The organism is Rhodanobacter glycinis (genome assembly GCF_900114325.1).
Lineage (GTDB): Bacteria > Pseudomonadota > Gammaproteobacteria > Xanthomonadales > Rhodanobacteraceae > Rhodanobacter_A > Rhodanobacter_A glycinis.
Map to the genome: position 1 here is coordinate 211,303 of NZ_FOSR01000003.1, position 11,892 is coordinate 223,194.

Here is an 11,892-nt window from a genome sequence, read left to right on the forward strand (position 1 = left end):
GAATATTGTTTTTTTCCGACAATTTTCCGCCGGAAAGCAATGCCCTGACCGCACGGCTCTATGAGCATGCGATGTACTGGATCAAGGCAGGACACCAAGTGACGGTGGTCACCTGCGCGCCGAACTTTCCGGAAGGAAAGTTGATGGCGGGCTACAAGAACCGTTGGCGGCAGGTGGAGGACATGGATGGAATCCGTGTCGTCCGCGTAAAGACCTATATGAGTGCCAACAAGGGCTTTTTGAAGCGCATGATCGATTTCATGAGCTTCATGGTGGTCGGCGCGTTCTTCGGCATGTTCGAACGTAAGCCGGACGTGGTCGTTGCGACATCGCCGCAGTTTTTCTGTGCATTGGGTGGTATGGCTGTTGCGCTATTGCGACGCAAGCCCTTCGTGCTGGAGGTTCGCGACCTTTGGCCTGATTCAATCGTCGCGCTGGGTGCTATGCGGCGTAATGCGCTAATTCGATCATTCGAGTGCATGGAGAGATTTTTATATCGTAGGGCGGATTCGATCGTTGCCGTGACCCAAGGTGTTCAAAGGGGAATTATTGATAAGGGAATCGACCCTGGGAAAGTTCATCTTGTCATAAATGGAGTCGAGCTCTCGCTTTATGGGGCATCTTCCTCTGACAGAGAAATGGCGTCCAATTATGATCTGAAAGGTAAGTTTGTTGTCGGCTACCTTGGGACGCATGGCCTTGCGTATGCTTTGAATGAAGTTCTGGATGCCGCGAAGCTTCTTGAGGCGCGAAGTGATATTGCTTTTTTCTTTGCCGGATCCGGTATTAATAGAGAAGCTATCGAGATGCGTGCCAAATCTATGCGCCTGACAAACGTAAGAATGGTTCCTAGGCAGCCGAAAGAAATGATGCCGGCATTATGGGATATGTGCAGTGTCGCGCTAATACCTCTAAAGGCGAATGACTTCTTTTCATTGACTCTGCCAGCAAAAATGTTTGAGGCGATGGGCAGTGGCGTTCCGCTGCTTTTTTCCGGTCCACGGGGCGAGGCTACGGAAATAATAGAAGAAACGGGTGCCGGTATCTGCATGCCCCCGGAAGATCCACAAGCGTTGGCAGATGCCATTTGTCGTCTTGCAGACGATCCACTACAAGTGAAAGAAATGCGTGATGCTGCGCGAGTTGCAGCGCCTGCGTACTCGCGCCAAGTACAAGCAATGCGCATGGAAGATGTACTACGCGCTGTATCTGCATAGCTTCCGGTTGCGACAAACCACCATCTTCAGTTGCCAACCAGGCTTGACAGAAATGTCAGGCTCCAGATCTCCTGAGCCGCATCCGGTGTTTTTGGCATCTGGAGCCGGGAATAGTATTTGTCGACGAACGTACTTTTTTTGGTATCGGCCCCGTCGAGCAGACGATAGATCTGCAGGTTTAATGACCGCAGCGTTTCATTGAATTCCCCCCATTGCGGATATCCCCCGGTCGGATACGACCAAGCCAGACTATATGGAGCCTGGCCTGGTCGGCACTGGTCGGTTCCGTTCGAGTAACCTGCGCGGTACCACCCGTTGCTTCCGTCCCAGAAGTTGCTGAACAGAGGGTGCTGCCTGTCCTTGTTCCATACCTTGTCCACGATCTGATTGGCAAACGCCCGCTGCAATTTAGAGGGATTGAACGAGGGGTTGCTGTAGTCGAAGACCTTGGTCAGATTAGTGCGATTACGTACGAAAGAAGCCAGCGCTGGTACCAGGCGGCGGGCGTGGCTAAGGTCCCAGCCGATACTTGAGTCGACATAGGCGGCTTTGCTTTTTACACGGTAGGTTTTTTGCATCACGCCGAAAATGTTCTGATGACAGGACACGGGACTGGTGAGTGCGTTGTAGGCGGCGTATTTGGAGTCGGCATAGTTGCGCCAGTAGCCGCGATCAATCTCTGCGCGTTGGTCGCCTGATGTATTAAATAGCGTGATCCGGGTAAGGAACAGGTTGAATATGCCGGCGATCTGGCTGTGCTTGGTTTGCAAGGACTGGAATGCTTGCCTCCCTGCGCCTTCCATCTTGACGCCGGTTTCATGTAGTTCAGCCAGGTCGGACAGTATGGTCATGAACCAGAGGTCGCGATCCTGGAAGAAATACGTGGACTGTCCATCCTTGGCATCGGCTGATGTCATTCGGGTACGCGCAGCCACCGACTTGAAGTAGGTGGGTGACAGCCAGTTGTCCACCTGGGTAGCCATGGCGGTGGCGGCGTTGACCACAAAGGCTTTTTCTGCGGCAGTTCGCTGGCTAGTGGGTATGGTTTCCACGATATCGGTGGCAACGGCGCCGAGCAAACCGAGGAACTGCGCACTGCACAGTTGCACCTCTTTGCCGAGCAGATGATTTGCTGGCGTACATGTACTGCCACCAGTACAAACCCATCCACGGGTGCCAGGTGCGTCTGGCAGCGGGCGTAGGGACGCGAAGACGGGGCTGAGCGCATCGACCAGTTCAGCGATCTGCTGGCGGTCTTTGCAACGCCGGGTCATTTCAACGAAGGGCTGCAGCTCTTCCTGCGTATTGTACAGGACGTAGACGTTCCCTTCCTTGTTCAAGCCGCTGCTGATCTGGTTGCCGTAGTAACCGCGCAGTGCGTGTTCCCATAGCCCGATGGCTTGAGCGTGCACGGTTCCGGTGCATGAGAAATCAGGAGAAGTTGGCGGGGGCGTGGCAGACGTCCGCGCGTTAGCCGATGGCGGAGCGCCAATCAAGAAGATGGCTAGGGCAACCAGAGGAATCGCGATGATGCGCATAAGGGCGGCTTCGGAAGTTATGGGGGCCGGGACCGTGAGGTTCCGACATGTGCAGCGTGCACAGCATAACTTTCGACCGAGCTTGGAATTCGGGGATTCGCGGTCGATTTTTCTTGCGTTTCTGTCTGGTTTATTGAGCCACCTTGATTGCCCGTATGAATTTTTGTGGAAACTCAGGGTACAGTCCAAAAGACACCGCCGTATGCATGGCTGCGCTGTACTTCGGGATCTCCGCGATTGAATGGTTCTTGAACTTGGTGAGGAGTGAGCACCTGTTGCGCGAAGAGAAGATCCGCGAGGTATGACCCGCGTCAAAAGGCTCGGGTCGGAAGGTGTCAGCAGCGTGCTCAGCTCCCGTGGATTGGCTCGATTGCTTTCGCTTTCTTTCGAGGTGGCCAGTAACGGCGACCTTCTGCTCTATCGTCGGTTATGGGTGTCCTACCGCTTCTTAGCGCGCGCTTTAAGCTCGCTCACAACGGTCCGCTGCTCCGCGCGCGGCAGCTTTGCAAACGCAATGATCATCTCTGCGATTTCGTCTGTATCCGCATACAGCGCTGCGAGCGGCATTTCCAGTGCGTCTGCGAGTCTTTTTGCGGTGCGTAGGTCGCACTCGTTAACGCCACGTTCGTAGCGGTTGATCCGTGTACGTGCCACTTCAGCCACGATCCCGGTGGCGACGCCAAGCGCTTCCTGAGTCAAGCCTGCAGCCAGTCGGGCTGCACGCAAGCGGTTGGCGAAAATGAAGCGGGCGTCGTCCAAGGTATTGCCACGGGAATGTGAGTCGTAGAGTCAGCATGCAGTCTTGCTCTCGTCTTGTCTGTTACTGTATAAGTAACATTGTGATGCTGTTGCGGCAATCGATTTGCCTGTTTGCCGCTTTGCGGCCAGCGATTCGGGACGCATCACCAGTGCGAGTCATTAGCGGGACATATCTCGCCTGACGACCTTGCAACTCCGAGACACACGGGACCGGCAGGCCAGAAGGGCCAACCAAGGGGAGGGACGCAGCATGAAAACAAGCACGCTACGCAACGCCATTTCCATCGCTTTGCTTGTGGCCGCCACCGGCACCGGCGATTGGGCCATGGCCCAGGACGCCACGAAGGACGCGACTGCGCAGGGCAGGGCGCCAGTGATTGACGCATCAGGTAAGACGCACCTGAAACACACGACAGACGTCACCTCGCCGCCAGCCATCACGAATCTGGAAAGCGTGCAGGTCACAGGCACGCGCATCCGCGGCGGCACCACGCCATCGCCCGTCATCACGATCGGCAGTGAACAGATCCAGCAAGAAGGTTTCACCGACCTCGGCCAAGTGATTCGTAGCGTGCCGCAGAACTTTTCTGGTGGGCAGAACCCGGGCGTCGCGGCAGGCGCAGCGCAAGGTGGGCCCAGTGATCAAAACCTGACTGGCGGTTCGGGCCTCAATCTCCGTGGGCTGGGGCCAGATGCCACTTTGACCCTGCTCGATGGCCGTCGCATGTCCTACGGCGGGGCCGTACAGGCTGTCGACATCAGTGCCATCCCGGTTGAGGCAGTGGAACGCATCGAGATCGTGCCGGATGGTGCCTCGGCCATCTATGGCTCCGATGCGGTGGGCGGCGTAGCCAATGTAATCCTCAAAAGCGACTTCGATGGTGTGACCGTTGGCACGCGCTATGGCGGTGCCACCGACGGAGGGCTGTCCACGCACGAGTACAACGTCACCGCTGGCACTACCTGGGCCACGGGTGGCTTGATTGTGGCCGGGGAGAAAACCTCCAGCGATCCGATCTACTCGGACCAGCGCGACTACACCCAATCAATGTACCGGCCTTCGACGTTGTGGCAGGGCAACGACTTGCGCAGTGGCCTGCTCAGCCTGCACCAGTCGTTGGGAGATGCCGTTGAGCTGCATCTGGATGCACTCAAGAGCGAGCGGGATATCCACACAGCGACGGGTTATGGCAGCGTTTATTACCTCTATCGGGCGCGGACCGATACCACTCTGGTAGCACCCAGTCTCGAAATGGATTTGTCGGGCGACTGGACGCTCACGATCAGCGGGGCGGTGGGGAAAGACAAGACGTCTTTTGTTGAGCCGACGGTGAGTAGTGCGAGCGGGATGGCCATCGCAAGTGGCCTTGGTGCGTACCGCAACAAAAGTCTGATTTACGAGATCGGCGCGGAAGGGCCGTTGTTCACACTGCCTGGGGGCGAAGCAAGGCTGGCTACGGGTGCGGGCTATCGATACAACGATTTTCTATACATGGGTGGCAGGACGATCTACGCCGATGGCGACGAAAACAGTCGTTTTGCCTATGCCGAGTTAAACCTTCCAGTGGTTGGGCCGGAGCAGGGCATTGGGGGCATTGAGCGGCTTGCGCTGACTGGCGCGGTCCGCACCGAAGATGGTGATTACGGGAGGGTGACCACGCCCAAGCTCGGGGTGATCTATTCGCCTAATGCCGATTTCTCGTTGAAAGCCTCATGGGGCAAGTCGTTCAAGGCGCCTACGCTCCTGCAGCGCTATTTCGCCCAGAACGCCGTCTACTATCCGGCGTCGACATATGGCGGCGGTTATCCGACGGATGCCGCGGTGCTGTTTCTGACGGGTGGAAACGCGAGCCTGCAGCCGGAGCGGGCACAGACATGGAGTGCCTCGCTCGCATTCCACCCGGAAGGATTGCCCAGCTTTGAGACGGAGCTGAGCTGGTTCGATATCGACTACACCCAACGTGTCCTGCAACCGATCACTACGAACAATGTGTTCGGTAATCCGATCTATGCGGATTTTGTCGACTACGATCCAACCGAGGCCGCGCAGGCGGCGGTGCTGGCAAGTACCAGTAACTTCTACAACTACGTTGGCACACCTTACGACGCCAGCAAGGTCGTGGCGATCGTTGATGGCCGGTATGTCAATGCATCCCGGCAGCAGATTAAAGGAATCGATCTGTCGGGGTCGTACCGAGCTGACTTGGGCACGGGGCAATTGACGTTCCGTGGCTCGGCCAGTTGGTTGGACAGCACACAATCCCTGACGGCGGCGCAAAGCCCTTACGACCTGGCCGGTACGTTGTTCTACCCAGCCAGGATCAGCAGCCGAGTCGGGGCGGCGTGGCATCAGGGTGGCTTCACCGCTTCGCTGTTTGGAAACTACAAGAGCGGAGTAACCGATACGGCAGACGGCAGGAAGGGCGCCTCGTTTACTACCTTCGACGCCACGCTGCGCTATGACACCGGCGCGCGCAATGACATCTGGTCGAACGTGGCATTGGAGCTGTCGGCACAGAACCTGCTCAATCGCGCGCCGCCGTTATACGCAGTCACATCGTTGACCCTTGCGCCTTACGACTCGACCAACTACTCGGCGATCGGTCGTTATCTCAGCCTCTCTGTTTCCAAGCACTGGTGATGCTGCGTTGGAGCCGAGCGATACATTGCCATGCTGGTATAGGAGTGAGGTCATGATGTCTGTTCCTTTCTACGTCATCACCAGACGGATTTTGAGCCTGGGGCTGTTACTTAGCGTGTTTGCTGCTGTCCCCCAGGCTTTTGCGGTGTCGCCACGGCAACTGGTGGAGATCGCGGACTTCAGTAGTCCAGTGGTTTCGCCCGACGGAATGTATGTTGCGTTCCGGGTGTCGCGAGCATCGATCGAGCGCAATACCTACGACACCGTTTGGTACATCCAGCGGATGGATGGATCGTCGCCGCCGCAACGTGTGGGCGACGGTGGCTTTCCCCTGCGCGACTCGGCCGGCATTCCCGTGCCGGCCACGGTGGTCTGGTCGCCGGACGGGCGCTGGGTGTATTACCGCGCCCGGTTGGGCGGTCGCATCGACGTTTGGCGTGCTTCGATCAACGGCGCGGCTGCCGAGCGCGTGACCGGCGGCGATGCCGATGTGCGAGGCTTTGCCCTGAGCGATGACGGCAAGGTGCTGAAGTACAGCATAGGGCCGACGCGCGAGGATGTGGCTGCGGCGGAGCAGTCCGAATACGACCACGGCATTCACGTCGACCGATCCACTCCACTCGGACAGCCCTTGTTCCGATCCGGCTATACCGAAGGGCGTCCGACTACTCAACGTTTGGGCCTCATGTTCAACCGGATCGACCTGACTGCTGATGTGCCGGATCGCTGGAAGGCGATCGATCTGGCGAGCGGTGCGGTACGGGATCTCGCGCCATCCGAAAGGCCGCCCAAGGTGCTGGAGGCGTCGGATCTTGCTAAACGAGTGCCTCACATCTGGAAATTGGCGCGCGATCGCAAAAGCGGGCGTATCGCGCTAGTGACGCGCACGGGAGCAAGAGCGGGTCGGCCACGGATCGAGCTAGCTATGTTGCCAAGCCGCGACGCACGTCACTTGGTGAAATGCGTGGCGGAGGCGTGTGTCGGCAAGCGGATCAGTGGTGTGCAGTGGCGCCCCGGGACCGATGAAGTGATCTTCACCGTCACGCCCTACGACCGCGGCTTCGCCCAGTCCATTTATCGCTGGAATGTAGATACGGGCGCGGCTCATCTGGTCGCCACATCGAGTGGTTTATTTGGCGGAGAAAAGCGCTGGGAACCCGGAACCTGTGGTGTGTCATCCAAGGCGTTGGCGTGCGTGACAGCCAATGCCAATCGCCCGCCACGGTTGGAAAGGGTCGATCTGCAGACTGGGGCGCGACAGGTGCTATTCGACCCGAATAAGGCCCTGGCGCAGGATCTCGCCAAGATTCCAACACAACTGTTGCGTTGGACGGATGCGAAAGGAAGAACGTTCACCGGCCAGCTCTACTCGGCACGCCGGAGTGGTAACACACCGCCGCCTTTATTCATCACCTACTACTGGTGCATCGGTTTCGTGCGGGGAGGGGCCGGCGACGAGTGGCCGTTGGCCACGATGGCGGAACAGGGTATTTCCACGCTTTGCATTAACTCACCCTCGTTCTCGCCCGATGCCGACAAACGCTACAGCATGGGGCAATCGGCTGTAGAGAGTGCGGTGCAACTGCTCGCATCGGAGGGCCGTATCGACAGATCGAAGGTTGGGATGGGCGGGCTCAGTTTTGGCAGCGAAGTGACGATGTGGACGCTCATCCATTCTGACGTAATTACAGCAGCATCGATGGCGTCGCCCACCACGTCGTTTATGTATTACCTATTGGGTAGCAATATCGGGAAGCCGTTCTTGTCGCTGCTACGGACGAACTGGCAACTGGGTGCTCCGGACAAGACGCCCGCACAGTGGCGGAAGATTTCGCCGACCTTGAATCTGGACAAGATTCACGCCCCGATACTGATGCAATTTCCTGAGCAGGAATACATGTTTGCACTTGGCTATGCCATTCCGCTTATGCTAAGTCATCGCGCGGACGTCTATGTTTTTCCCAACGAGCCACACAACAAGTTCCAGCCCCGACACAAGCTTGCCGTGTACGCGCGTAATTTGGACTGGTTCCGGTTCTGGCTGCAGGGGTATGAGGATCCGGATCCGACAAGGGCAGCGCAATACGCCCACTGGCGCACCATGCGGTCGAGCATGTGCCAGGAAGCCAGGAACACATTGTGCGATAGGGAGCACTCTAGGGCTGATGGCGTACCCAGTTCTCGACCATGCACAAGTCGAACATTCTCAGGAAGGTTCTGTCGCGCGGCGGCAAAGGCCTTGAAAAGAAGGAGCTGATGGCGCGCGTGTCCAGGAGGCCTTGTGACTCGAGACGACCCGATAGCAGGAAGTCTTCGATCTGATGCTTGTTCCGTTCATACATGGCTCCCAGGTAGCTCATGTAAGTCGCCTTGCTTTGGCGGTTCAGCACGTCGGGTGGCAAGCGGTCGGAAAAAGCGGTTCGTGCGACCGCGCGATTTCTGCCCCCGGCGATCCACATCCAGCTTGGTGCCCGGAGGCAGGCTTCCATGACAGGTTGTGTCAATAGTGGAAACCGTAGAGGTCGTCTGTATTTGCGCGCTGCCTGGCTCTCGAAAAGCTGATTCCCAGCCAGATCGAAAATTCGCTCCCGGTCACCCGGTAACGCATTCATGGGAGCCGCAAACCATGGATGTGCTTCCGGCTCTACGTGTGCCGAGCTTGGTGCCAAGAACGTGGGATCTTGATGGAAAGGAGATTGAGGCGGCCGCCGAAGTTTGGAGAGGGTAAGGCGGCCTGCCTTCCAGAATGTGCATTGGTGCAGGCTAGCCAAATTGCGCACGGCAGTGATGGCGTCACCGAAACTATGAGCTCTCCAGGCATCAGCACTGGGAGCCGCGGTCCGGAGATAGCAGAACACTGAATCGCCTCCTCCTCCCGAGTAATAGGCGGTGGCGCCGTGGTGTTTGGCAGCTGCCTCCATGACCTCGTCCACGACATACTGCAAGGGCCCCATCGCGGGAATCACGGAGTCGGGAGGGGGCGTAAAGTTAAAACGTGCCTTGTCGAAGCTCAGGTGCTCAGCGTGGAGTTCGACGCCGAGCTGTTCTGCCACCTGACGCGCGTACTGCTGTTCATCCACTCCGGGAACCGGGGTAACCAAATTGCAACAGGTGACGTGCGCATGGCAATTCCGTAGACATGCCGCGACGATAGATGAGTCGAGGCCGCCGGATAATTCCAGCAATATGGAGCGGTCCACACTCATCCATGCGCGGACAGCACTCTCGACGGCGTGGAGGACCTGGTTCGCCGCATCGCGCAAGTCGCGGTAACGCTGTTCGCGGGCGACGAAATTCCAGGGCGACCACGCTTGCCGGATTGAGACCTCGGTGCCACTTGTACGTAACGAACAGCCAGGCAGCAGTTCGAATAGATCAGCGAGTCCAGTGCGTTCCGTCTTGATGTCGGGATAACGCAGGCGGTGAGCGATGAAATCCCAGTTGACCTGCTTTCGGTAGAGAAGGGCCTGGAGGGCCAGGGAAATGTCTGACGTAAGGAAGCCTGCCCCATCTTTGATAGACCAGACGCACGGAAGATTGCCGGCGGCTGATGGGGCCCGCGTCATCGTGAACGCTCCGGGGTGCCGTGTATCAGGCTGGATAATGAGGTACGAGCCCCAGTAGATTTCCAGTATGTGCTTTTGGGTCTGCGTTGGATCTGAATGCCTTGGAAGTTTTGCGCTGTCGCGGACAGCGATCCCGTCCCGTGTAAACAGGTGGCCGATGACTATCCCCCCGCCAGGCAGTGACAACGTCGACGTGTCCTCCGTCCCGAACAGTGTCAGTTTGCCTGACGCATAGTGGACGCGCATACCTATCGCATGAAGCGTATCAGCCAAGTTGGAAAATTTGGTGTCAGCACTCTCGTCCGCGGGGGCCAGGATAGCGATGTAATCGTTGTCCATCAGATCACCCGTATGGGCGTGAAGGCTGACGTGTGCCCCACAGAATCATTCAGAACCGTGGTCCGAGCTGCGCCCAGCTGTGCGCGGAGAATGGGTCTCCTGTCACGCCGAAGACGAGATCGGCATACAGCTCACGCTTGGCCAGGAACTTGATCATCGCGATGGAATCGAGAAGGCAACACGTATCTATCGGGACGTACAGGCGCGCGCTGCGGAAAGCAGCTGCAGCCTCCAGAACATGGGATTCATTCGGACAGCTTGTTGAAAGTCGAGATGTCCGTTTTCCTCGAAAGGATGCAAGCCTCCAGAGGACCTGCTTCAGACCATGGGTTTTCAGTTGCCGCCGTATTGAACAGACGATTGCCAAGGTGTCCAGCCATTCGCTGACGCTTGTCCGACTGGCGTGAACAACCTCTTCCTCCATCGCGCTACGCGTGGGAGTTTTTGTAAATAAAAGTGGTGTGTGATCGGAGTCGACGAGTTTTTCGATCAGTATGTTTCGTTCGATCAATCTACGAATGCTGCTGGCTGGTGCATCGCCGTTATCCAGATAAGTGACCAACGCAGACTCCAGGCACCCACCGAGACGAAAGTACCGATCGTTTTGGATGTCGAGGAAGATCAGGTGGCCATCGACCCTGCAGAATGACAGGTCACGATGTAGTCTGAGTTGTGTCATTTGCATTACTCCGGAAAAGAGAGGCGCGCCTTTCGGCGCGCCTTGTCGGTTATGCTTCGGAGATGCCGCCAAGCGGGGATCCACCGAAGTTCTCGATGAATCCGCCGGGCCCTTTGGTTTCGACGCTTGCGACGCCGAGTTCGATGACCTCGTCCTGCGCGTTGCTGCGAATGTTTTCGTTCGTGTCCATCTTAATCTCCTGCGTTTGCGTCATGGCTGTTCCATGACGCGGCCACCGTAGGAGCCGGGAAATTTGATCTTCAAATGATTATTGCGTTGTCATCTGATGATTAATCCGGGAGTGTGATGTTCGTCACGTTATGCCGGACTTTGCCGCGATGCTTTTCGCTGACGCGCGCTAGTGAAGGTGGTCGCTGCGCTCGTTCAGCAGGGCCACGATGCACGGGACGAGTTGCTTGCGGCGTTCGTGATAGTCGTGCAGTGCGGCTTTCAGGGCTGGCATGTCGCGCTTTTGCCAGTGCCGGTTCAACTGCGCAAGCTCTTTGCCGAGGTGCTCGATCAATCCCAGTTTGGACCGGCGTATCGGCGCCAGCCGGTCGTTGGCCTGCTTCACGGCATGGTGCAAGGATCTATGGGTTGTTGCGCGGGCGATGGCGTCGAACAGTTGCCACGTCTGTTTGGGCAGGTCGTCGTCGGGTGCGGGCTCCAGCGTTTCCGCTTTCTGGGCTGCCGGTGCTGCGCCGATATCGCATGCCATCAGCAGCAGGCGTTCCATCCAGTCGTAGAGGTCGCGCATGGCCACTTCGGTAAGCAGCGGGACGTGCAGTCCGCCGCGGGCCTGATCGACGACCAGTGCTTCGCCGACCAGACGGTAAAGCGCGAACCGAACAGGTGTGGGACTGGTGTTGAACTCGGTGGCGAGCGTGGCCGGGTCAATCCGCTGCCCGGGGACGTAATGTCCGGATCGCAGTGCGCGCCGAACCTGTCGATACACGAATGCACTTTTGGAGTGGGTCGCATCCATAGCTGATCCCCCTGTTTGTGAGTCGTTGCGTCCTGAGCCGGATGGTATGAGGGCTGGGCAAGTGGGATCAGGCCGCAAATGAAATCCGCACGTCGGTGTGTCTGGATTTGCGAGGAGGGTTTTACCATAGAGTTTCGCTGGATGTGACGAAGCCATGGGATGTGCGGA

At 57.7% G+C, this 11,892-nt stretch carries 9 protein-coding genes; 3 read left to right on the plus strand and 6 right to left on the minus strand.

Going from position 1 to position 11,892, the window contains the following annotated elements; all coding sequences use genetic code 11:
* Positions 1–5 precede the first annotated feature (5 nt).
* On the plus strand, positions 6–1,217 hold the full coding sequence (locus BMY90_RS04910) for a glycosyltransferase family 4 protein (RefSeq protein ID WP_217638550.1): 1,212 nt from the start codon (positions 6–8) through the stop codon (positions 1,215–1,217).
* Between the two features lie 26 nt (positions 1,218–1,243).
* Here the strand turns inward: BMY90_RS04910 and BMY90_RS04915 are convergent, their stop codons facing one another.
* Complete coding sequence (locus tag BMY90_RS04915; protein ID WP_139201691.1) at positions 1,244–2,755, minus strand: hypothetical protein; 1,512 nt, start codon at positions 2,753–2,755, stop codon at positions 1,244–1,246.
* Positions 2,756–3,193: 438 nt separating this feature from the next.
* Positions 3,194–3,514 carry a helix-turn-helix domain-containing protein gene (locus BMY90_RS04920; RefSeq protein WP_092702118.1) on the minus strand — a complete coding sequence of 107 codons (321 nt, stop codon included), beginning with the start codon at positions 3,512–3,514 and terminating at the stop codon, positions 3,194–3,196.
* A 250-nt stretch (positions 3,515–3,764) separates the two neighbouring features.
* On the opposite strand from BMY90_RS04920, the gene BMY90_RS04925 reads away from it, so the two are divergent.
* Positions 3,765–6,155: a TonB-dependent receptor plug domain-containing protein gene (locus tag BMY90_RS04925; RefSeq protein WP_092702120.1), complete on the plus strand. Its 2,391-nt coding sequence runs from the start codon at positions 3,765–3,767 to the stop codon at positions 6,153–6,155.
* 52 nt (positions 6,156–6,207) lie between these two features.
* A complete protein-coding gene (locus tag BMY90_RS04930) occupies positions 6,208–8,412 on the plus strand; it encodes an Atxe2 family lasso peptide isopeptidase (protein WP_139201692.1) in 2,205 nt (734 codons plus the stop codon).
* On the opposite strand, the gene BMY90_RS04935 is transcribed toward BMY90_RS04930, so the two are convergent.
* The 4 genes from BMY90_RS04935 to BMY90_RS04945 form a co-directional block, all read right to left on the minus strand.
* Entirely contained in the window at positions 8,312–10,060 is a 1,749-nt protein-coding gene (locus tag BMY90_RS04935; protein WP_092702122.1) for an asparagine synthase-related protein, read from the minus strand. The two genes, BMY90_RS04930 and BMY90_RS04935, sit on opposite strands and share 101 nt — an antisense overlap.
* A gap of 49 nt (positions 10,061–10,109) precedes the next feature.
* Positions 10,110–10,739, minus strand: a complete 630-nt coding sequence (locus BMY90_RS04940) for a lasso peptide biosynthesis B2 protein (RefSeq protein ID WP_175481495.1) — start codon at positions 10,737–10,739, stop codon at positions 10,110–10,112.
* Between the two features lie 49 nt (positions 10,740–10,788).
* Complete coding sequence (locus BMY90_RS17010; protein WP_139201693.1) at positions 10,789–10,929, minus strand: benenodin family lasso peptide; 141 nt, start codon at positions 10,927–10,929, stop codon at positions 10,789–10,791.
* Positions 10,930–11,097: 168 nt separating this feature from the next.
* Positions 11,098–11,724: a GntR family transcriptional regulator gene (locus BMY90_RS04945; protein WP_092702126.1), complete on the minus strand. Its 627-nt coding sequence runs from the start codon at positions 11,722–11,724 to the stop codon at positions 11,098–11,100.
* Positions 11,725–11,892: the final 168 nt, after the last annotated feature.